The following is a 21292-nucleotide window of genomic DNA, read 5'->3' on the forward strand; positions in this document are numbered from 1 at the left end:
CGGACACGCGCTCGCCAAGTCATACCGGAATAACCAATTCGAGCAGTACCTCTTATCGGTCCTTAAGGTTTTTAATCCAAGCTGGCGAAGTGCTGATGAATACTTTGACTCCTGGATCTTGGGACAAAACCCGTGGAACATTCTGGCGGCGTCGAGGAAAAGCGCAGATGGGTTCGAAGGAACGTCAATTTCCTTGTTCGCCTCATCTTTCCGTCACATGGCTTGCGCGAGGTACAGAGCGCCAATTTCCGCATGCTGGACCTGTCCGAGGGTGGAGCGGCGCTGTATGTCGGCAGCTTTTCCGGCAGGCCGGATTACTTTTACCTGCAATTTGGCGATGATAAATCCGAACTCGTAAGCTGTTATCTGGTTCAAAGAACACAGCACGCGCTGAGTTGCCGATTCACCAGTCCCCTGCCAACCGCACAGATCGACGCTATCATCGCTCAGAAAGAGATGGACCTCACCATCGAAAGTCTTTTTTCGGAGACGAAAGAGGATTTGGTCGACAACTTTCTTGGCTCGTTTGTGACGTAGATTTCGCCCTGCCCGATCACAGGGCGCGGCCTTCGTCTCGCACGTTTAAGAAGAAAGGCGCGAAGAAGCGCGCGATCACGTCTCGCCCTCCGCAGGTCGGCGAGCACGTCCATGCAGCGAGAAATCGAGAACGGCGAAAAGAAGCGGTTGCGCCGCCCCTTAACTCACGATCGCCGTTCCTGAAGCGAATTGCTAATGTCGGTATTGCTGGATGCGCGTCGTGCGCAGCCCGGCAAGGCCATATTCGTCGATCGACGCCTGCCAGGACAGGAATTCCTCGGTGGTGAGCTTATAGCGTTGGCATGCCTCGTCCAGGCTCAAGAGCCCGCCGCGCACTGCCGCAACCACTTCCGCCTTACGCCGGATAACCCAGCGACGTGTATTCGTCGGCGGCAGATCGGCAATCGTAAGAGGGCTGCCATCAGGCCCAATAACATATTTGACTCTCGGTCTAACCAGATCGGTCATCGTACTCTCTACAAAAAACTCAAAGACCCAATCCCCGCCACGTTACCGCCACAGCTTTAAAAATTGCCTAAGCAGACCCTAATGACTAGGTAAGGATCATGAACGCCGCGTTAGTCTTTTCGCCGGCATTTGAACCATCTGCCCGCAAACCCTGGTTTGCCGGGGAAGAAGTCATGGTTCGCCGGGGAAAAGCATACCCTCACGCGGATCGATCGCAGCCGATGAATCGCCCCGCACGCTGGCGCGCCGGTAAAGCTTGACCTATATTCTCGACATTGGCATTGAGACGCCGCGTAGAACGAAAGCATCATGAACAGTCTCGATCTTCCCGGACGTCCCGAAACCAACCGCATCGTCGTCGCCATGTCGGGCGGTGTCGATTCATCGGTCGTCGCTGGCCTGCTGAAGCGCGAAGGCTATGATGTCGTCGGCGTCACCTTGCAGCTCTACGACCATGGCGCGGCGACGCATCGGGCCGGCTCGTGCTGTGCCGGACAGGACATCGACGATGCCCGCCGCGTCTCCGAGACGCTCGGCATCCCCCATTATGTGCTCGACTATGAAGAGCGCTTCCGCAAGGCGGTCATCGATCCCTTCGCCGAAAGCTATGTCGCCGGCGAGACGCCGATCCCTTGCGTTTCCTGTAACCAGACGGTGAAGTTCGCCGACCTCCTGGCCACCGCCAAGGAGCTTGGCGCCGACGCGCTGGCCACCGGCCACTACATCCGCTCCGGCGCCAACGGCGCCCACCGCGCGCTCTACCGGCCGGTCGACGCCGACCGTGACCAGAGCTATTTCCTGTTCGCCACCACGCAGGCGCAGATCGATTATCTGCGCTTTCCCCTCGGCGGCCTGTCCAAGCCGCAGGTTCGCGCCATTGCCGAGGAGATGGGGCTGACGGTTGCCGCCAAGCAGGACAGCCAGGACATCTGCTTCGTGCCGCAGGGCAAGTATTCCGACATCATCGCCAAGCTGAAGCCGACCGCCGCCAATCCAGGCGACATCGTCCACATCGACGGCCGCGTGCTTGGCCGCCATGAGGGCATCCTCCGCTACACGATCGGCCAGCGCCGCGGCATCGGCATCGCTTCCGGCGAGCCGCTTTACGTCGTCCACCTCGATGCCGACCGCGCCCGCGTCGTGGTCGGCCCGCGCGAGGCGCTGGAGACGCACAAGATCTATCTGCGCAACATGAACTGGCTTGGCGACGGACCGCTCACGGACGTCCCCGCCGGCGGCCTGGAGCTGTTTGCCAAGGTTCGCTCGACGCGCCCGCCGCGCCCGGCCGTGCTGCATCATCATGCCGGCGCCACATGGGTGGAACTGGTCGACGGCGAGTCCGGCATCGCGCCGGGCCAGGCCTGCGTGCTCTACTCCGATGACGGTAACGAGGCCCGCGTGTTCGGCGGCGGCTTCATCGAGCGTTCGGAGCGTGGCGCCGAGGCCGAAGCCATGCTGACCCGGCTTGCTGCCCAGCCAGCGCAGGTCCCCGCGGAATAGGGGCTCCGTCCTCTCGGATACCGTTTCGGAAGCGCGGAAAACGCCACTCGATGGCGGTCGGAGTAGAATTTCCAAACGGTCTCAGGATTTGGTGTGCGTGACGGTGCCCGCGGTCAGGATGCGCAGCACCCTGATCGCTTCCTCGCCGCTGGTGCGTGGCTCGGCACGGGTCTCGATGCACTGGATGAAATGCTCCAGCTCGCGCGTCAGCGGCATGCCCTGGCCAACCGCGACGTAGGACGGCTCATTGGTGGTGAAGGCCCATTGGCCGCTGTCCTGCCACACCGCGTGGCGGTAGACGGCAAGCTTGCGTTCCCATGGCTCGACATCGTCGAACACCGCCATCGCCTTGGTGCCGACCACGGTCAGCCGCCGCTCGCGATAGGGATTGAGCCGCGAGGTGAAGAGATGGCTGCGCAGGCCGTTGGGAAAGCGCATGTGCAGATGCGCGAAGTCGCTGAGATTGTCGAGCAGCGCTGCCCCCTCGCCGCGCACCTCGATCGGCTCGGTGCCGGTGATCGCCAGGATCATCGACAAATCGTGGGGCGCCAGGTCCCACAGCGCGTCGTTTTCGGTGTGGAACTTGCCGAGGCCGAGCCGGTGCGAGTGGATGTAGCGGACTTCGCCGAGCTCGCCCTTGTCGATCAGCCCTTTCAGCGTTTCGAAGGCGGGATGGAACCGCAGGACATGGCCGACCATGAAGACGCGACCATTGTCCTTGGCCGCCTGCACCGCACGTTCGGCATCCGGCACCGTCAGCGCGATCGGCTTTTCCACCAGCACGTCCTTGCCGCTCTCGACGGCGCGCACGGCAAGATCGGCATGGAATTGCGGCGGCAGTGCCATGACGATGGCGTCGATATCGTCACGGACGAGCAGCTGGTCCGGCTCGACCGCCAGGCAATCCTGCTCGCTGGCAAAACCTTCGGCACGGGCCCGGTTGGCGTCGGAGACCGCGTGCAGCGCGCCGAGCGCCTTGAGGGTGCGGATGTGGTTGCTGCCCCAGTATCCGCAACCAAGGACTGCAATGCGCGGCTTCATCTGTTTCAAACTCTAAAAACTCGTGGCCGAGACATAGCGACGTGCCCCTGCGAACTCAACCCCGGCGGCGGCAACCAAATGTCTGCGCGGCAAAGCTTTTCGATAATGACGATAAGCCGGCAAGCCGGTTGTTTCGAAGCTTGACAGGCTCACCCTCCCAACCTTATATCCGCGCGACCTTGGCGAACGCCCCCGACATGCCTTTCGATTTGAGGCGGATTTCGGGCCTTTCGCCGCCCTGGCGGGGTAGCTCAGTTGGTTAGAGCACGGGAATCATAATCCTGGGGTCGGGGGTTCAAGTCCCTCTCCCGCTACCATCACAATCTCATAACTATCTGCATATTTTTCTGGCACGAGTGTGAGCGAGTCCATGAGTTCGCCGCCTGTCGACTACCTGCTGGAAGGGTAGTGTCTCGTGACCGCGCCGTTTTCGCATCCGGCCCCAATCTCCTATATGCTTAGCGCAATGTGCAGGAGTGGCAATGAAGCTTGAGAGCACCCTTACTTGCCCAGAATGCGGGCATCAGTCTGTGGAAACGATGCCGACCGACGCCTGCGTTCACTTTTACGAATGCAAGAACTGCGGCGTGCTCTTGAAGCCGTTGGCGGGTGATTGCTGCGTTTTCTGCTCACATGCCGATCTGCCATGCCCGCCGCGCCAGGAGAATGGCCGTGCCCATCGCCGGCCGGCAAACGCCCGCTCCTAATTTCAAAATTCAAACCGAAACGCCGGAAGATGACGGTTGACCGGAACCCCTGGCGGCCTCCTGCATCACGATGGCGACGATCGCGCCAGAGATAAACGTCAATGCCGCGATCGATGTGATCGCCCATGAGAGGCCGAAGCGATCGGCGATGAGGCCTGCGGAGAGCGCCCCGATCGCGTAGCCGAGATCGCGCCAGAACCGGTAGACGCTGAGCGAGCGGGCGCGCCAGCTGGGATGCGAAGCGTCGGAAACGGCCGCGATCAGACTTGGATAGACCATTGCGGTTCCAAGGCCGAGCAGAACGCTGCCGACAAGCCACCATTCGAACCGGTTCGTGGCTGCGGTGAGAAACAAGCCGCCGGCCTGGATCCACATTCCGGCGACGATCAGGCCCTTGCGACCCCAGCGATCGCTCAACGGGCCGGTGACGATCTGCAGGATTCCCCATGTCGCGGGATAGACCGCCTTCAGGATGCCGATGCGCTCGATGCCAAGTCCGAAGGACACGAAGAACAACGGGAAAATACCCCAGCTCATGCCGTCGTTGAGGTTGTTGACGAGGCCGGCTTGCGAAGCCGCGAACAGATTGCGATTCCGGAACGAGGTCAGCGCAAACACCTCCCGGAAGCTGATCGGCGCGGATTGCCGTGCGTGAGCGGATACCTCAAGCCTGAGATGGTCGCGTGTGTCGCGGATAAGCAGCACCGACAACACTGTGCCGACGACGGCATAGCCGATCCCGAGATAGATCGGTACCGGGCGCAATCCGTATTGCGAGGCAAGATAGCCAGTCAAGAACGCGGTTACGCCGACGGCGAGGTAGCCGGCGAATTCATTGAGGCCGACGGCGAGGCCGCGCGACTTCGGACCGACGAGATCGACCTTCATGACCACCGTCATCGACCAGGCGAGTCCCTGATTGATGCCCAGCAGCGCATTGGCCGCAATCACCCATCCCCAGCTCGGGGCCCAGATGATCATGAACGGAACCGGCAAGCCGACGAGCCAGCCGAGGACGAGAACGCGCTTGCGCCCCCAGCTGTCGGCGAGTTGGCCGGAGACGAGATTGGCAAGCGCTTTGACCACGCCGAAGCTGACGATGAAGGAGACGACGAGTGTCGTCGACGTGATGCCGAACACTTCCGACCCGATGAGCGGCACGACCGTTCGCTCGATCCCGACCATGCCGCCGACAAACGCATTCACCAGCATCAGGAGAGCGAACTGTCGCCAGTTTTCCCTAAGCCCAAGTCTGACGGTCGAACCTGCTGACTGTGAAACGCTCATCGGTCAGGCGGCAGCAGCAGCCAAGCCGGCATTAGCGGCGCGGTTGCGCGCCGCTTGCGGCGGCGGGGGCGGTATGTCTGCGATCATCGTGGCGACGAAAGCCTCCTCGTCCTCGATGCGGAATGCTTTGTTGAAGCGCTTCTCGAAGCCGATCGTCGATGTCGGCTTGCCACTGAGCGAGCGCCCGCAGACCGAGCCGGAGTAGGCGCCCGGCAGCACCTCGACGTGATCCGGCAGTTGCTTGAGGCGCCGTACGCTGGAAAACAGCGTCCGCGCGCCGGCCTCGGCGCTGGTTGCGAGTTCGGTTCGCCCGAGGTCGCCAACCATGAGCGTGTGGCCTGTCAGCACGAACCATGGCTCCGCCGCGCGCGTCCTGTCGGTGACCAGGAGCGAGATGTGCTCCGGCGTATGCCCGGGTGTGTGCATCACGGTCATGGTCACATTGCCGAGCTCGAGCACCTCACCGTCCTTGGCACGCAAAAACGGGAACCCGGCTTCCGCGCCTTCGAAGAGCACGTATTGCGCACCCGAAGCGGCGGCAAGTGAGCGCCCGGCGGAAATGTGGTCGGCATGAATGTGCGTGTCGACCACGTAGAGGATACGCATGCCGGTTGCCTCGGCAACTTCGAGATAAGGCGCGATGTCGCCGACCGGATCGACGACCGCGGCGGCGGATTTTCCACCGCAGCCGAACAGGTAAGATGCTGCAACGGGATCGGAATGGAGGAATTGACGGAGGATCATGACTTGCGCTCCCTACCTCGCCCGAGATATTATTCAATTATTCTGCTGAATGTTTCACTGAGAAGATCGCATGTCAAGCATCGGGCCAAAACAGGCGATTTTCGCCAGCCTTGCCGAAGTGGCTCAAGCTCTCGGGCATGCACACCGGCTGGAATTGCTTGAGCACCTCGCCCAGGGTGAACGCAGCGTCGAGGGACTTGCGGCACGGGCTGGTCTCAACTTCGCCAACGCCTCGCGCCACCTTCAAATTCTTCGGCGCGCGCGGCTTGTCGAGGCGCAGCGGCACGGCAAGCATGTGCTTTATCGTCTTGCCGGGGATGCCCAGGTGGTTGAATTGATGAAGGCCCTGGGGCGCGTGGGCGAGCGGAACGTCGCCGAGGTCAACCGCGTGATGACGGACTACTTCCACGCGCGCGACGCCCTGGAGCCTGTGTCGCGCGAAGACCTTGTCTCAAGGCTGCATGACGGCCTTGTCACGGTTCTCGACGTCCGCTCGGAGGACGAATTTGCGCTTGGACATCTTCCGGGCGCGCTCAACATCCCGCTCGCTGAACTCGAACGCCGGCTGGCGGAGCTTCCCGCGAACCGGGAGGTCATCGCCTATTGCCGTGGTCCCTATTGCGTTCTGTCGTTCGAGGCCGTCGCGGCATTGCGGATGCGAGGGTATGTCGTTCACCGGCTCGAGGACGGCTATCCCGAATGGAAGGCCGCAGGCCTTCCAGTTGAGGCAGCAGCCTGAAGTGGTCCCGCATCCAAAGATCTTTGGATGAACAATATGACGCCGCCAATTCCGCAGTCGCCGCTGCTTGAGCTGAACGATTATTCGGCCGAGCCCGTGTTTCAGGTTGAAAACATGCTGCGTGGGGCGCGGCGGCAGAAAGGCCTGCGGCCCCTACCCGTGCCTGCCGAGCCCGCGCCGGTCTGAAAGACTCCGTCGCTATTATAGCAGTCACTATATTAGTGTTTACTTGACAATAGGCATGAGCTCTGGTTTCGTGGTTTAACGGGTATTTAACCAAGTTCGTTGCGTTTTTTCGGGCGGTATTGGTCGGGCGGTGTTGGTATGTCGACTTTGGTTATCGCCGACCCGCGGGGGGTGTATCTCGCCGGTCTGGAGTGGGTGTTGCAGAAGGCTGGACACGATGTTGTCGCCCAGTGCCGCCGCCCTGTCGACGTGGTTCCTCACGTGGAGCGCCATCGGCCGGACATCGTCATCGTCGGCCTGGATATGGCGGATCCGGAGACGACCGGTCTTTCGGCCCGGCTGAAGGCCTGCAGCAGCGCTCTCGGCATCATCTTCATCGTCCAGCCGGCCGGCAGGATCGACGTCAAGGACATACAGGCGCTCGACAGCGACGGCCTGGTGCTGGAGGGCATCAGCCACCGCTATCTCCTCGAATGCGTGAGCGCGGTGGCGACAGGCAAGAAATGGATCGATAACAAGATCGTCCAGCAACTGCTGATGCCGGAAACGCAGCCAGAGCCGATGTCCAGACTGACCGGACGGGAGACTGAAATCGCCGATCTCGTCTCGCGCGGGTTGCGCAACAAGGCCATTGCCCAGCGGCTGAACGTATCCGAAGGCACGGTGAAGATGCATCTGCACCACGTCTACGAGAAGCTGCGCCTCGGCGGCCGGGCGGAGCTGGCCTGGATGGCGCATGGCAAAGACGCCGAGCGTCCAGGCCGAACCGGCCTGATCTGACCATCCCTTTCAACTGACGTCGACATGATGCCGCCAACGGGCCGGAAAGCCGCCTGACGGCAATGCCTGTGCAACCGCCGGCCTGAGCTATCGAAGGATATATATCGTTCGATCAGGTACGGCCATTAACCTCAATACTACCGAAGCGAGAATGGACGCGCCCTCTGTGTAGGCGGCACGATGAGGTTTGGTGGGCCGAAGTCAGCACGCCATGACGCCCACGGGCTAGGGTTCGGGGCGGAATCATGGGGAAGAGGGGCTTTCCAAAAACAAACAGGTGGACCCCGCGCGAGCGTGAGTCCGAGCCGAGCGCGTATTTAGTCAACCATCCCGGAAAGGATGAACATCATGGCTACCACTATCATCAATGGCGAGTTGGTGCTTGACCAGACTTCCGGTCTACAGACCGGCGCAGACGGCGACGACGTCCAGATTGATGTCACTGCCGGTCTCATTTCCAGCACTGACCTCTCTACTGCTTTTGTGGCTTACCTCAACGGTCTCGGGCTCGACGCGGGGCAGCTGCTTTACGCCGACGACGTGGAGGCGGCGAGCCAGCCCGGTCTAGTCACTGTGATCCCCGGTGCCAACGAAACTATCGCCCTCATGGAGTTCGCCTCCGTCAACGGCACGCAGGTCTACCTGAACGACGGTGTAACGCCGATGACGACGGTCGACGGGGACTTCATCTATCTGTGGCGCGACCCTGCTAACCACAACGTCGTGCTCGCGACCAACAGTAACGTCAGCATCAGTGATGGCGAAGTCGTCGCGGCCTTCTACCTCGACCCTAACGCCACCAACACGTCGGCCGCGGTGCAGTCGATCACCTTCGAGGCGCTGGCTCACCCGGTCAATCCCAACCCCGACGATACGGTAGATTTCAGTGACATACTGAAAATCCGTGTGTTGGCCGAAACCAACACACCGGTCGGCGACGCCATCAAAGTTGACGACGACGGCCCGGACGTCACTCTCTCCGGTACCCCTGCACCCACCCTCACCGCCGATGATACGACGTTGAGCACGAACCCCACCGGCGATTTCTCGGTCGTGTTCAGCACTGATTTCGGTACTGACGGTCCTGGTGCCGCCGGTGTTACCTACGCCCTGAACGTCCCCGGCGCTGCCACTCAGTCGGGTATCTTCGACGTGGCGACAGGTCAAGAAGCTCTCCTGACCAAGGTCGGCTCAATTATCGAAGGCCGCACCGCCGGTGGCGCGTTGGTGTTCACGGTGTCAGTGGACGGCGGCGGTAACGTCACGCTCGACCAGCTTCGCGCGGTCCAGCATACGCCGGACACCGGACCGGACCAGTCCACGACACTGGCAGCCGCCAACCTGATCACCCTGACGGCGACCGCCATCGACGCGGACGGCGACACTGACGCCCAAGCCATCAACATCGGCAAGAACCTTGTCTTCAAGGACGACGCTCCGAGCATCAGCGCAGGGGGGGCAGAGGCCAGCGCCACGGTTGATGAGACCAATCTAGCGGACAACTCGACCGCCGACTACTCGTCAAACTTCACGGGTCTCTACGGCGCTGATGGGGCCGGGACCACAACTTACGCGCTCAGTGTGAGCGTGTCGGGTGTCAACAGCGGTCTTGTCGACACGCTTTCCGGTGAGGCTGTCAACTTGACGGTCAACGGTGGGGCTGTCGAGGGTCGCACCGCAGTCGGCGGTCTTCTGGTCTTCACGGCCAGCGTGGACGCCTTTGGCGTTGTGACGCTCAACCAGGATCGGGCGATTATACATGATCCCAACAACGGGCCGAACGACACCGAGACGTTGACGGCGGACAACCTTATCAAGCTCACCGCCACCATAACCGATAAGGACGGGGACCAGGCGTCGGCGTTCGTCAACATCGGCCAGAACCTTGTCTTTACGGATGACGGCCCGACGATCATCAAGCCGTTCGATGCTGACCCCGGCACGGCAGGTATCCAATCACCGGAAACCCTGCATAACGTCGTCGGCACGCCGGCCACCGGTGACTTCAAGTTCAGCATCGGCGCGGACGGTCACTTGGCGGCGTTCTACACGGGCGGTGGCTCGGACTTCGGTGATGCCGATCCCGTCACGGCGGGTACCCAGCGGCTGGTGCTGACCGGTACGGTGGACAACGTGCAGAACCCGAACATCACCAACGTCTCGACGTCACTCACTTCGGAGAGTGCCACCAGCGCAACGTTCGCCTTCTCGTTCCATTACGACAAGGATCCGATCACGGCCGGCGTGCAGGACGCGACGGCGGGTGGCACGTTGACCTTCGACAAGACTGCGGGCACGTACTCCATCCAGTTGAACGATGTGGTCGACGGGTTCAGCTTCAACGTCTTCCACTCTTCGGAGCTGTTGGCGAAAGCACCTCCCGGCAACACCGGCCACCCCGAACTCGTGGTGACGGAGTTGGATCACGCTGATACTGGCCCTAACCCGGCAGATAGCGACGGGTTCTACGTGCAGTTCACGGCGAATTCGAACCCCAACGGTAGCCCCTTCGGGTTTAACGGGACGGGCGACGGTAACCCTATCGCCGGGGACACCACGTTCAACAACGGTCAGTTCGTCACGAGTGCTTTTGAGGACTGGGTTTCCGCCACGCAGTCGACCAACGGCGTGGCCGGTGACACGATCCAGAAGGGCGAACTGCTCACCCTCCGGTTCTTCAACGAGAACATCCTCGGCGACGTCAACCCCGGCGCCCCCGGTGGTGGTACCGAGAAGATCGTGCCGACTGACAAGGTGGATGCTATTGCCATCAAGTTCGACGGCATCGGCAACAGCGAGAACCTCATCGTGGTCCTCGACCTGATCGACAACAAGGGCACAGCATCTACCGCCGACGACGTCCACACGACGCGGTCGATCGTCGTGGATAACGCAGACTTCTTCAAGGGGAACACTGTGCCGTCCCCGTACAGCACGGAGTTCTCGCTCGACAACAACGACGGTCTGGTGATCATCGAGAAGGGTGATTACAACAACGCCGCTATCGGCGAGAACTTCTCAATCCAGGGTATGCAGATCATGCAGTCCAGCAACGGGCTGACGGGATCTGGCATCAACCTGACCAAGCTGACCGACGACCCGAACACCGTCGCGGTGGAGGGTAACAGCCCAGTGACCGGCCCACTGCAATCGTGGGGAGCCGTGGACAACGACGTCCTCAAGATCACGGATATCGGCTTCATCCAGACGACTTCCGGGCAGATCGGCGCTCACCTCGATTTCGCGGTCAACATCCAGGACGCCGACGGCGACACGACGGGCATCCAGCACCTGGCGGTTGACGTCATCGCCTAGCATCTGACCAACGGGAGGCGGTCCACGCCGCCTCCCGCCTCTATGCGGAGATAATCTCGCTCCGCGCGCAAACCGGCCCAACTCAAGGCGTCCACTGGCACACAGGGCAGATATATCATGATGAAATCGCCACGTCCCTCTGCCCTGCAGGCGGTGATGAAGGAAGCCAGGCGCGCCATAAGACCGCTTGTCTGGTTCAGCGCCGGCATCAACATATTGATGCTGACCGGCGCGTTCTACATGCTCCAGGTCTATCATCGCGTGTTGGGCAGCCACAGCCTGGAGACGTTGGTGATGCTGTCGCTGATGGCGGGGGCGGCGATCGCCACAATGGCGGGGCTGGAGGTGGTGCGCGCGCGTCTTCTGGCCAAGGTCGGGGCTTGGCTGAACGGGCGCCTGGCTCCGGTTCTCCTGACCGCATCGGTTGAATACGCCGCCTCGGCGCCCGGTCAGATCAACGCCCGTGCGCTGCGTGACCTCGACCAGGTGCGGAATTTCTTCACCAGCCCGAGCATCTACCCGATCCTCGACGCACCCTGGGCACCGATTTTCCTAGGCGCTATCTTCCTCATGCACCCTTGGCTGGGCTGGCTTGCAACCTGCGGCGGTATCGTGCTGTTCGCGTTGGCGTTGCTCACCGAGTACCTGACCCGCAAGCCACTAACGGAAGCCGCAATCGCCCAAACGCGGGCTTACATGCAGGCCGAGCAAACGATCCGCAACGCCGAGGTCGTCCAGGCCATGGGCATGCTGAATCCCCTGCTAGAGAGCTGGAAGGCCCAGCAGGACGAGGCAAACAGAGGACAATCCCTCGCCAGCAACCGTTCCACCACCATCTCGGCCCTCGCGCGCGCTTTCCGGCTGGCCCTGCAGATGGCCGTTCTTGGCCTCGGCGCATATCTTGTGCTGAAAAACGAGGCTTCACCCGGTATTATGATCTCCGCCTCAATCCTGATGGGTCGCGCGTTGGCCCCGGTTGAACAGGCGATCGGCACATGGAAGGCAACGATCGGGGCACGGGCTGCGTACAAGCGTCTCGTCGCATTGGCCGGTCAGCGACCTGAGGCCACACCGGCTCTGCCGCTGCCGCGCCCGAAAGGCAGGTTCGAGGCCGAGAACATTATGCTCGCCAGGCAAGGCGGCGAACCGATCCTGCGAGGCATCAGCTTCCAACTCAAGCCCGGTGAAGCGATGGCATTGGTCGGACCAAGCGCGGCGGGCAAGACGAGTCTGGCGCGAGTACTGGCTGGTACCTGGCGGCCGACCGGAGGGCGTGCCTTGCTTGACGGCATGAGCGTTGTCGAATGGGCGGCCGAGGACAGGGGTCGACACGTCGGCTATTTGCCACAGGACATCGAGCTCTTCGCCGGCACCGTCTCCGAGAACATCGCCCGTTTTGCGTCGCTCAACCCTGCGGTCTTCAACAATGTGGTCAAGGCCGCGCAGTTGGCCGGCGTCCACGAACTGATCAAGGGGTTGCCGAAGGGCTACGCCACCGAGATCGGCGAAGGTGGCGCGGCATTGTCCGGCGGGCAACGCCAGCGCATCGGGCTGGCGCGGGCGCTCTACGGTGAGCCGGCCCTCCTTATCCTCGATGAACCCAACTCCAATCTCGACCACGAGGGAGAGCAAGCACTGGCGACAGTCATCGGCGGGCTCAAGGCGGCAGGTACGACGCTGATCCTGATCTCGCACCGGCCAAGCATTTTGGAAAAAGTCGACAAGGTGTTGGTGCTTAGCCACGGCGCACAGGACCTGTTCGGGCCGCGCGACGCCGTGTTCGGCGAACTCGCCAACCGCGCCCGCAAGGTCACCCAGATGCCAAAGGCAGTCCAGTTGCCAACCCTCGAAGTGGTCAAGGAAGTCAAGGAAGTCGACGACAGCAAAGAGGTCAAGGAAGCATGAGCCGTTCCCCAGCATTGAACGTCGTGCCATTGCCCGTCGCGCCGCCCTCCCTCCTGGAACCGATACCCCTGCGTCTGGGCGGCGTGAAGTTCACCGGGTTCGCGATCATGTTCCTGTTCTTCGGCGTCGCCGGGGGCTGGGCGGCGCTGGCACCATTGGACAGCGCCGCAGTGGCACCGGGCATTGTCAAGGTCGCCGGCGACCGCAAGCTCATCCAGCATCTCGAGGGCGGCATCATCGCGGAGTTGAACGCCGCCAACGGTGATATCGTCAAGGCGGGCAAGGTCCTCGTCCGCCTAGATGACACGCAGGCAAAGGCGCAGCTTGACCTGCTCCAGAACCGGATAGCAACGCGTGAAGCGCTGGCTGCGCGTCTCAGGGCCGAGCGCGACGGCAAGGCCGAGATCGAGTTCGACCCGGCGCTGCTCGCAAACCCCGCCAAGGCCGTGAAGGATGCGGTGGCCGCACAGCGTGACGTGTTCGCGGCAAAGCACCACAATTTGACGGACGAGCGGGAAATTCTCAGCCAGCGCCGTCACCAGACCGAGGATGAGGTAACGGGGCTGCAGGAGCTCATCGTCACCGAGGACAAGCAGATCGAGGCGATCGAGGGTGAAAGCAAAGACCTTGAGAGCCTGCTCGCGAAGGGGCTGACCACCCGCGAGCGGAACCTGTTGCTCAGACGACAACAGCGGGCGATGGAGGGGGAGCGCGCCACCAACGTCGCGGCAATCGCTCGCGCCAGAAGCGCCATGGCCGAGATCGACATGCAAGTCTTGAACCTCGACACGGTGCGGCTGAACGAGGCCGTCGATGAGTTGAGCAAGATCGAGGCGGAGTTGTTCGATCTCGGACAGCAAGAGCGCTCCGCCAAGGACGTGCTTACCCGTACCAATGTTGTCGCACCGGTTGACGGCATCGTCATGGATCTGAAGGTCCATACGGCAGGCGGCGTCGTGAAACCCGGTGAGACATTGATGACGGTCGTGCCGCTTGGACAGCAACTCGTGGTCGAGGCCATGGTCAAGCCCGAGGATGTCGAGACGATCGCCCCCGGACAGCCCGCGCACGTCAGCTTCCCGGCCTTTGCCCGCTACAACCTGCCGCCGCTCGAGGGCGTCGTAGAGATCGTGTCGGCTGACCGCATGGTGGAGGAGCGCAGCGGGGCACCGTATTTCGCCGCGACCGTATTGATCGACAAGAGCGAACTCGCCAAGCTGGAGGGCCGCAAGCTGCTGCCCGGCATGTCGAGCGAGGCCATGATCCGAACGGGTGCTCGCACCGTGCTTTCTTACCTCGCCGAGCCGATCACGCAGAACTTCCGCCGCGCGATGCGGGAAAAATAGCCATAGGCCAAAGGCTTCCAGGCGAGATAAGAAGCCGATCCCCCGGCTAAATGGCGCTGGCGCCCGGCGATCAGCTGTGGAGATGCGTCAGTTCGAACGCGGCTCCGTCCTGGACGACGGCCATGCGCTGCTCGACGGAGCGGAACATGTCCGCGAACTCCACCTCGTCTTCGAACACCACGCCGCCGACCTTGACGCTCAGCGCATCCTCGGTTCCTTTTGGTGCGAAATAGACTTGCGCGATGCGCGACCGGATACGCTCGCCGATTTCGCTGGCTTCCGCTTCGGTGGCGCCTGAGAGGAAGACCCCGAACATCGAGGCCCCTATACGTCCAACCAGGTCCTCCGCACGCACCGACGATCGTATGGTCGAGGCGACCAGCCGCAAGGCCTCGTCGCCCCATTCAAGGCCAAAGCGCAGGTTGATGGACCGCAGCTGTTCCGAATGGATGACCAGGAAGGCGCCGGATCTCGGCCCCGGCGACAATGGCCTTGCTGTTCTTCGTTCGACCATCGATGTGAACACCGCTCCGTTCAGGCAGCCGGTCATGGTGTCGAAAGTTGCCGACTTGTCGAGTTCCCGGCGATAGTGACGGACCTCGATCTGCTTCAATCCAATGAACAGAAAAAGCGGAACGCCAAGGATAACAGGCAGCAGGATTGCCGTGATCATGCTGCGCCCAAAGGGCGTCAGCGCCTCCGAGAACAGCAGCAGATAATTGAGGCCGACGGAAAGGGCCAGGATTCCCGTGGTTCCCAGAAAGGTCAGCCAAACGGCGCCTTTCCATGCTGGGGCGGTGGTGCTCGCCGATATATTCGTCACTGGCCGATCTCCTGTGGATGGGCAGGTAATAAGGCCGGTGTGTTGCAATTTCAGTTTCAAGGAACCTCGCAATTTAATCGATTGCGCGATGACCCCATCAAGGCTGCGGACGAAACCGGCTCGTCCAAGGGAAAACTGCGCCCAGACGGTTAACAAACAAAATATCGAGCCTGAAATGGCCGGCTATTGCGCTGGGCCAAACATGCCCATCTCCGCACCCCTGGCTGTCGCTTCCGCCTTGCCATAGAGGCCGTTCGGCAGCGCCGTGGCCCAGCCGTTGGAGACAAGCCAGGCGCCGACATCCTGCTTGCCCAGGCTGCACGGTGCGGCGATGGCAAAACGCTCGACGTCCGGCGGCACGAAACATTTCAACGCGCGTCCCCTCAGCCAGGAATTGAAGGCGGCGCGTGCGCGCTGACCGCATGGCCAGGTGACGTCGTGGAACGAGCAGGATCTCTCGAGCTCGATGCCTTGCACCCCGCTGATGATCACCTTCCGGCCCATGGATTCGAACATCGCCGACGATGTCGCAATCGGGCGGTAGAGCAAGACCTCCCGCCAGTCCCCAGGCATCGGCGTTTTCGGGGCCACGGCGAGCCCGAGCTCGCTGAGCGGCGGGCGGGGCTCGACCCGTTCGATCTCCGCGGGATCGAGCCGTGGCGGCGCGATGAGGTCTTGAGCAACCTTGCGCGCCGGCCCTCGGCGTTGTGCGTCGATAATTGCCGCGGCCGGTCGGATTGGCTGCGTGTCGTCACCATCCTGCGAAGGCGCCAGGACAGGCCGGTCGACCGAAAGCAAAGCCCCGGCTCGACCGATCAGCAGGATGCCGGCCAGAAGCAGCAGGCTTCCGAGCCCGATCGCCTGGCGGCTGTGGACAAACCCGCCCATCAGCCCGAACAGGTCCTCAAGGCCTGGCGCCGATCAGAAACCCGACGTCGATTTTGCAACCAGCTTGAGAGCACCTTTTTCAATCCGATAGAACGGCATCGATCGCTCGCTGGATCCGTCGGCCCGAAACCGGAACAGGCCTGTCGATCCACGAAACCCGTTTGGGTTTTCGAGAATTTTCTTGCTGAAGCCTTCAGGCCCGACCGCGCTGGCAATCCCCGCGGTCAGGGCAACCATATCATAGGCGTAGGCCACATTGACGTCGGCCGGGTAGTTGTATGCGGTCATGAAACGGTCGGCGATCGGCCCGGTTTCGCGCGGATCGAGCGTGGCGATATAGGCCCCCTCGAACAGCGGATCCATCGGACGGTCCAGCCAGCGGTTCGTCCCGACGACGGAGATTTTCTTCCCCGGAATGCCCTTTGATTTGAGGGCGGCAAGGATGGCTGACGGACTGCCATCGCCGCTGGCGACGACGACGGCGTCGGGAGCTTCCACCAGCGAGCCCATATCGTCGACCGCCTTCGCGCCACCGTCGCCGACCGAATACGGGACGGTGACCGCCAGTGTCGCGCCGTAGATGCTGAGGCTGTTTGCGACGCGCTTTTCGATAGCGCCGGCGTTTTGGCCTGCTGCGACAAGCAGGACGAACTTCTTGCTGCCTTTCGCCGCCAGTCCCGCGGCGCCCGCCGCAGCGCTGTCCGCTTCGCCAAGCGGCACGGCATAAACCCCGGCGCCGCCGGCGAAATTATCGGCAAGCGCCAGGACCGGTGGCCGCGTCGATCCCGACAGCGTGGCAATATGCTGGGCTGCCGGCAGTTCGGTCGGGCCGATGACGGCCTTCGACCCAGTCGTTATGGCGGTTATCGCCAGTTTGCTGGCCAGCGTGCTGTCGCCTCTGGTGTCCTCTACCGTCAGCGTAAGCAACCCATTGCCGATATCCGTCATCGCCAGCTTGGTGGCGTCGAGCATCTTCCTGCCGTTTTCGCCTGCCGTTCCGGCGGCGGACAGCGGCAGCAGCATGGTGATCTTCGTCGGACCGGTGCCCAGCGACTGGGTCGCCTGGACTGGACCGGCGACAGCGGCGCCATTTTGCCCGGCAGGTACGGCAACAGCGGCGCCGTTCTGCCCGGCAGGTACCGCAACAGCGGCGCCCTTCTGCCCGGCAGGTACGGCAACCGCCGCCGGACCGAGCGCTTCGGAAACGCGATCTTTCGATTGGCAGCCCGACACCATGGCGGCGAGCGCAAGGGCGATTGCCCATGTCCGTGGACAATGGACCTGTCGGCCAGCTTCCATGAATGCTCAACCCCTATTTGCCGCCGGCTTCCCGGTCTGGCCCTCAAGTCATGTTACGGCGGACTTGCCGTGCCGTCTGCATTTCTTTTAACCGCCGAAAAGCCTGGCCCTGAGCGCCTTGATCTGTCGTGCCTGCCCGGCACTCCGGTAGTCGGCGCATTTCATGTATCGCGGCCCGGGAACGAACACACGGCGCACGCACACATTTTTTCCCTGGGCAGGAGCTCCGCCACTTGGCGAAAATGCGGAAAAGCCGAAGGATGCCACCGGCAACGGGCCGGTCACGTCGATGCCGTCCCTTGCCAGGATTGCCCGCGCACGCTGACAGTAGAGCACCGAAAGTGCCGAGAACCGGCTTTCACTGTGCCCGGCGCGATATTTCATGACGGTGGTGCACAGATCGCCGGCGGCCAGCCTGTTGGCCTGCGCAAGATATCTGACCCCCAGCGCGATGTTGGTCGCCGGTGCGCTCAAATCGTCCAGGGAGCCTCGAAAGCCGAGCATCCTGGCCGTCGCCGGCATTACCTGCATCAGGCCGACTTCGCCATCGGCGCCCTGCACGTCGGGATCGAACCCGCTTTCGATCTCCATGACGGCATGCGCCAGCAGCGGCTCCAGGCCATAGATCGATGCCTGGCAACTGGCAAACGCCTTGAATGTCTGCCGGGTCCACTGCGTGGCCGCCTCACAGTGCACCGGTCGCACCGGATTGGAGGACTGTTCCACGGAAGGTCGTTCCAGCCAGTTGGCGCGGGCCGGCGTGACCGTCTGGCCAAAGCCGATCAACGCGACCGCACCGGCGATCGCGCCCAAAAATGATCCGTCGGCTGTCATGACGGCCAACAGGCGTGACTTCGCCTATCCGGTCAGTGCATGTACTCGACCATGCGATCGTGAAAACACTCGCATTTGTTGAGCGTGTCTTCGTCCTTGTAGTTCGTCTTCAGGTAGCCGTAAGCCATGCCGCAAGCGACCTTGGCCTCTGACGCCCAGACAAAGACGGGCCGGGACGAGTTGATCCACTCCGAACTGTTGGCGGCCGCCACCGACTCGTCCATCAGCTTCACCACCTGCGTCCTGAGATCGACGATGTTGTCGGTCAGCACCAGGTTGGACGTGCCGACGGTACGGCAATAATCGCCCGTCGGACCTTCGATGATGTCGGCGGCATACCCCGTCGACCCGACTGCCAGCAACAGCGTCGCAGCGGAAACCAGCAGTCTTGCAGAACGTTTCATGTTGAGCTCCCCTCGATATTAGCGATGTATAACATAGTCGCGTGGTCGTGCGCCATGGCGTTAAACCAGGTTTGCCGTCGTCGTATGCTGGGTTACGCCATCGTCGTAGAGCAGCGTGATGGTGTTGGCAGCGGGGTGGTTCACGAGTTCAGCCACTTCGACAAAATTGGCCGGATTTCCCGAACCGCTCGTGTCGACGCTCAGCGCGCCGGTTCCCGCATCGTAGTTCACGAAGTTGCCGATGTTGCCGCCGCCAGGAGCCGTGTCGAACAAGGACGACAGGTCGATCTTGTCGCCGTGCCCACCGACACCGCTGTAGTCGACAATGAGATCATTGATATCCAGGCTGTCGAGCTTGAACGTGTCGGCTCCGGCTCCGCCGGTCATGGTGTCCTGGCCTAGGCCGCCGATGAGGAGGTCGTTACCGTCGCCGCCGTTCAGAGTATCGGCTCCGGCAAACCCTTGCAGGATATCGTTGCCTCCATTGCCGTTCAGCGTGTCGCCATTGGCCGTACCCTGCATGGTCTCGGCATCCGCCGTGCCAGTATAGGTAACACCGTTGACAACGTGAACGTCCAGTTGCTGTGCCGGTGACGTATCGCCGTCCGCGTCTTTCACGGTGACGTTGAAGGTCAGATCGGCATTTTGGGCCGTCGTCGTGGTGCTGACCAGACCGATATCGGAGATCTTGAACCCAAGATCATTGGTATCGGAGCTCAGGTTTTGTGTCCCGGTGCTCGCCCCCCCGGCGCCGATAGCACCGTTGAGATTGATGGCTGTGCCGGTGATGCCTTCATCGGTCGGAGTGATCTGTGCGCCCACCAGCACGTAGTGCTGACCAGCCGCATTGTAGTCGTTCGATTCGATGATCAACAGGCCGTCATTGTTGTCGAGCGTTACGCCAGAGTAGATGCCCGGACCAGGGCCCGCGCCCCTGAAGATGTCGCCGTTCTCGACATACATTGCCTTGGTTGTATAGGTGTCGGCAACCGTGTCGTAGAGTTTCAAGATGACGATGAAGTCTTCGGAGTTCCCGATGCCATCAAACTTCAGGAACATCGAACCGACCTGGGCATCGGGTGTCTGGCCCGTAAATCCTGTCGGGTTCGTGGTGAAGAAGTCCATATCCATGACTTCACCCTTGCCCATTGTATCGCCGGCAACGCCATTTGCCGTGCCGGAGATGGACACGAATGCCGAATCCTGGGTGAGCAGTTCTCCGTTCACATAAGTAAGCGTGCTGCCGTCAATCGAACCCGATTGCAGGTTGTTGGCACCAGTGCCATTGCCCGGTTCCGCATAGCCGGTAAACTGGATGAACAGGTTTGTATTGACCTGGGCTACCGCCACATCTGGCTGGCTGTTGTCAACCGTCGAGGATCCCGGCTGGTAGCCGACGATAGAAGACGAATTGCTCACTGTACTGATCGTTACCGCGGAGATCGGGTCGGCCAGGTCCACGGTGTAGGTTCCCGCCACCTTGTCGAAAGTGAGGGTGCCGGTTTCATGGGTAGACACCCCACCCGTGAGATAGCTGAAGCTGAGGTTGAAGACAGCCTGAGTCGACGTTTCAGAAGCCCAGGCTACGGTCGGCGTCGTGATCGCGTTTCCGGCCACGGTGCCGGCCAATGTGATGGCGGCAAAGTCAGAATTGAGGCTGCTGTACGTCGTATGTCCGTCAGCACCGATGGAGTAGTCGAACACACCGGTGCCGCTGACGGTCCCGCTGTTGGCGAAATAGAGATCCGTCTTGTCGAGAACCGTCGGGCCGTCATCGTCGAAGGTAATCTGGTTCGACACATCGGCCGTGCTGCTGGTCGCCGTGTCGTTGTCGCCGTCCTTGACCGCGACGGTCACGCCGAGGCTGCCGCTGGCAAGCGTCAGCGTCTCGTCGTAACTGTTAAAGCCGTTGCCGACCGTCGCTTCGGCCGGATGATCCAGCGACAGATACTGCTCGACCGTAACCGCGCCTGTTACGGCATTGATCGAGATTGCAAACGCCGCCTGGCCATTGAAAGTGCCGCCGGACACAACACCGACAACCGCGCTGCCGACCAGTTGCAGGCTGATCGCCGAGCCGTCCGTCAGCGTCAGGCCCGAGTTGGCGTTCGTCACCGTCAGTGCATAGACCGTGCTCGACGAAGCCGCGGGACCATCCGCGCCAAACAGCGCGCTTACGGTCACGAGAGCTCCTAGGCTGGTCGCTGTCGAGATATAGCCCGAGCCCGCTACATCGGGATCATCGCCCTTCACGACTGCGCCCGTGTTGATCGTGGCAACACCGCTCGAGGTCGCCGTCTCGTCGAGCGCGACCTTCACCGCCGAAGCAGCAACCACCGACACCGACGGACCGTCATCGAGGAAGGTCAGGTTCTGGCCGATATTGGCCGTCGCCGTCGCCGTGTCGCCGTCCTTGTCGGTCACCGTTGCCGTCAGCGTGATCAGATTGTCCGCCAACAGGCTCTTGGCATCGTTGGGATCGGCGGCGT

General features: G+C 61.9%; 19 protein-coding genes and 1 tRNA gene. 10 read left to right on the plus strand and 10 right to left on the minus strand.

Features of this window, described 5'->3' with window-relative positions:
- The first annotated feature begins 132 nt into the window (after positions 1-132).
- Positions 133-537 (plus strand): hypothetical protein, encoded by a 405-nt coding sequence (locus NKH57_RS19770; RefSeq protein ID WP_023760629.1) that lies wholly within the window; start codon positions 133-135, stop codon positions 535-537.
- Between the two features lie 192 nt (positions 538-729).
- Here the strand turns inward: NKH57_RS19770 and sciP are convergent, their stop codons facing one another.
- Positions 730-1005, minus strand: a complete 276-nt coding sequence (sciP, locus tag NKH57_RS19775) for a CtrA inhibitor SciP (RefSeq protein WP_013529904.1) — start codon at positions 1003-1005, stop codon at positions 730-732.
- Positions 1006-1314: 309 nt separating this feature from the next.
- Here sciP and mnmA point away from each other — a divergent pair, with 309 nt between their 5' ends.
- Positions 1315-2505 (plus strand): tRNA 2-thiouridine(34) synthase MnmA, encoded by a 1191-nt coding sequence (gene mnmA, locus NKH57_RS19780; protein ID WP_352946387.1) that lies wholly within the window; start codon positions 1315-1317, stop codon positions 2503-2505.
- 81 nt (positions 2506-2586) lie between these two features.
- Here mnmA and NKH57_RS19785 read toward each other — a convergent pair whose 3' ends face one another.
- Positions 2587-3546: a Gfo/Idh/MocA family protein gene (locus NKH57_RS19785; RefSeq protein WP_352603608.1), complete on the minus strand. Its 960-nt coding sequence runs from the start codon at positions 3544-3546 to the stop codon at positions 2587-2589.
- 240 nt (positions 3547-3786) lie between these two features.
- Here NKH57_RS19785 and NKH57_RS19790 point away from each other — a divergent pair.
- Together NKH57_RS19790 and NKH57_RS19795 are read left to right on the plus strand one after the other, a co-directional pair.
- Positions 3787-3863 (plus strand) — tRNA-Met (locus tag NKH57_RS19790).
- 165 nt (positions 3864-4028) lie between these two features.
- Entirely contained in the window at positions 4029-4253 is a 225-nt protein-coding gene (locus tag NKH57_RS19795) for a GDCCVxC domain-containing (seleno)protein (RefSeq protein WP_352946390.1), read from the plus strand.
- A 9-nt stretch (positions 4254-4262) separates the two neighbouring features.
- Here NKH57_RS19795 and NKH57_RS19800 read toward each other — a convergent pair whose 3' ends face one another.
- Positions 4263-5465, minus strand: coding sequence for an MFS transporter (locus NKH57_RS19800; protein WP_502904133.1), 1203 nt, complete (start codon positions 5463-5465; stop codon positions 4263-4265).
- A gap of 78 nt (positions 5466-5543) precedes the next feature.
- Positions 5544-6284, minus strand: a complete 741-nt coding sequence (locus NKH57_RS19805; protein WP_352946393.1) for an MBL fold metallo-hydrolase — start codon at positions 6282-6284, stop codon at positions 5544-5546.
- A 70-nt stretch (positions 6285-6354) separates the two neighbouring features.
- Between NKH57_RS19805 and NKH57_RS19810 the strand changes: the two genes are divergently transcribed.
- The 6 genes from NKH57_RS19810 (at position 6355) to NKH57_RS19835 (ending at position 14555) form a co-directional block, all read left to right on the plus strand.
- Positions 6355-7023, plus strand: coding sequence for an ArsR/SmtB family transcription factor (locus NKH57_RS19810; protein WP_352946395.1), 669 nt, complete (start codon positions 6355-6357; stop codon positions 7021-7023).
- Between the two features lie 27 nt (positions 7024-7050).
- Complete coding sequence (locus NKH57_RS19815; protein WP_352946398.1) at positions 7051-7209, plus strand: hypothetical protein; 159 nt, start codon at positions 7051-7053, stop codon at positions 7207-7209.
- Between the two features lie 138 nt (positions 7210-7347).
- Positions 7348-7989 carry a response regulator transcription factor gene (locus NKH57_RS19820; RefSeq protein WP_352946401.1) on the plus strand — a complete coding sequence of 214 codons (642 nt, stop codon included), beginning with the start codon at positions 7348-7350 and terminating at the stop codon, positions 7987-7989.
- Positions 7990-8337: 348 nt separating this feature from the next.
- Positions 8338-11304, plus strand: a complete 2967-nt coding sequence (locus tag NKH57_RS19825; protein WP_352946404.1) for a DUF5801 repeats-in-toxin domain-containing protein — start codon at positions 8338-8340, stop codon at positions 11302-11304.
- Between the two features lie 117 nt (positions 11305-11421).
- Entirely contained in the window at positions 11422-13209 is a 1788-nt protein-coding gene (locus NKH57_RS19830; RefSeq protein ID WP_352946406.1) for a type I secretion system permease/ATPase, read from the plus strand.
- Positions 13206-14555 carry an HlyD family type I secretion periplasmic adaptor subunit gene (locus NKH57_RS19835; RefSeq protein WP_352946408.1) on the plus strand — a complete coding sequence of 450 codons (1350 nt, stop codon included), beginning with the start codon at positions 13206-13208 and terminating at the stop codon, positions 14553-14555. Before NKH57_RS19830 ends, NKH57_RS19835 begins: the two co-directional genes overlap by 4 nt.
- A 70-nt stretch (positions 14556-14625) precedes the next feature.
- Here the strand turns inward: NKH57_RS19835 and NKH57_RS19840 are convergent, their stop codons facing one another.
- From NKH57_RS19840 to NKH57_RS19865, 6 genes are all read right to left on the minus strand, one after another.
- The gene (locus NKH57_RS19840) at positions 14626-15378 is read right to left on the minus strand and encodes a GGDEF domain-containing protein (RefSeq protein WP_352946410.1); all 753 of its coding nucleotides are present in this window, start codon (positions 15376-15378) and stop codon (positions 14626-14628) included.
- A 183-nt stretch (positions 15379-15561) separates the two neighbouring features.
- Positions 15562-16266: a thermonuclease family protein gene (locus NKH57_RS19845; RefSeq protein ID WP_352946413.1), complete on the minus strand. Its 705-nt coding sequence runs from the start codon at positions 16264-16266 to the stop codon at positions 15562-15564.
- 33 nt (positions 16267-16299) lie between these two features.
- A complete protein-coding gene (locus tag NKH57_RS19850; protein ID WP_352946416.1) occupies positions 16300-17565 on the minus strand; it encodes a type 1 periplasmic-binding domain-containing protein in 1266 nt (421 codons plus the stop codon).
- A gap of 87 nt (positions 17566-17652) precedes the next feature.
- On the minus strand, positions 17653-18399 hold the full coding sequence (locus tag NKH57_RS19855) for a lytic transglycosylase domain-containing protein (protein ID WP_352946435.1): 747 nt from the start codon (positions 18397-18399) through the stop codon (positions 17653-17655).
- 32 nt (positions 18400-18431) lie between these two features.
- Positions 18432-18803: a hypothetical protein gene (locus tag NKH57_RS19860; protein WP_352946419.1), complete on the minus strand. Its 372-nt coding sequence runs from the start codon at positions 18801-18803 to the stop codon at positions 18432-18434.
- A gap of 60 nt (positions 18804-18863) precedes the next feature.
- On the minus strand, positions 18864-21292 hold a 2429-nt coding region (locus NKH57_RS19865), incomplete at its 5' end, for a DUF5801 repeats-in-toxin domain-containing protein (RefSeq protein ID WP_352946422.1).

This window comes from Mesorhizobium sp. M1050 (assembly GCF_040318715.1).
In the GTDB taxonomy this organism is placed as follows: Bacteria; Pseudomonadota; Alphaproteobacteria; order Rhizobiales; family Rhizobiaceae; genus Mesorhizobium.

Coding starts and splice junctions, on each gene's coding strand:
- sciP (WP_013529904.1), bottom strand. CDS start 1,005: ATGACCGATCTGGTTAGACCGAGAGTCAAATATGTTATTGGGCCTGAT.
- mnmA (WP_352946387.1), top strand. CDS start 1,315: ATGAACAGTCTCGATCTTCCCGGACGTCCCGAAACCAACCGCATCGTC.
- NKH57_RS19785 (WP_352603608.1), bottom strand. CDS start 3,546: ATGAAGCCGCGCATTGCAGTCCTTGGTTGCGGATACTGGGGCAGCAAC.
- NKH57_RS19795 (WP_352946390.1), top strand. CDS start 4,029: ATGAAGCTTGAGAGCACCCTTACTTGCCCAGAATGCGGGCATCAGTCT.
- NKH57_RS19800 (WP_502904133.1), bottom strand. CDS start 5,465: ATGCTGGTGAATGCGTTTGTCGGCGGCATGGTCGGGATCGAGCGAACG.
- NKH57_RS19805 (WP_352946393.1), bottom strand. CDS start 6,284: ATGATCCTCCGTCAATTCCTCCATTCCGATCCCGTTGCAGCATCTTAC.
- NKH57_RS19810 (WP_352946395.1), top strand. CDS start 6,355: ATGTCAAGCATCGGGCCAAAACAGGCGATTTTCGCCAGCCTTGCCGAA.
- NKH57_RS19815 (WP_352946398.1), top strand. CDS start 7,051: ATGAACAATATGACGCCGCCAATTCCGCAGTCGCCGCTGCTTGAGCTG.
- NKH57_RS19820 (WP_352946401.1), top strand. CDS start 7,348: ATGTCGACTTTGGTTATCGCCGACCCGCGGGGGGTGTATCTCGCCGGT.
- NKH57_RS19825 (WP_352946404.1), top strand. CDS start 8,338: ATGGCTACCACTATCATCAATGGCGAGTTGGTGCTTGACCAGACTTCC.
- NKH57_RS19830 (WP_352946406.1), top strand. CDS start 11,422: ATGATGAAATCGCCACGTCCCTCTGCCCTGCAGGCGGTGATGAAGGAA.
- NKH57_RS19835 (WP_352946408.1), top strand. CDS start 13,206: ATGAGCCGTTCCCCAGCATTGAACGTCGTGCCATTGCCCGTCGCGCCG.
- NKH57_RS19845 (WP_352946413.1), bottom strand. CDS start 16,266: ATGGGCGGGTTTGTCCACAGCCGCCAGGCGATCGGGCTCGGAAGCCTG.
- NKH57_RS19850 (WP_352946416.1), bottom strand. CDS start 17,565: ATGGAAGCTGGCCGACAGGTCCATTGTCCACGGACATGGGCAATCGCC.
- NKH57_RS19855 (WP_352946435.1), bottom strand. CDS start 18,399: ATGACAGCCGACGGATCATTTTTGGGCGCGATCGCCGGTGCGGTCGCG.
- NKH57_RS19860 (WP_352946419.1), bottom strand. CDS start 18,803: ATGAAACGTTCTGCAAGACTGCTGGTTTCCGCTGCGACGCTGTTGCTG.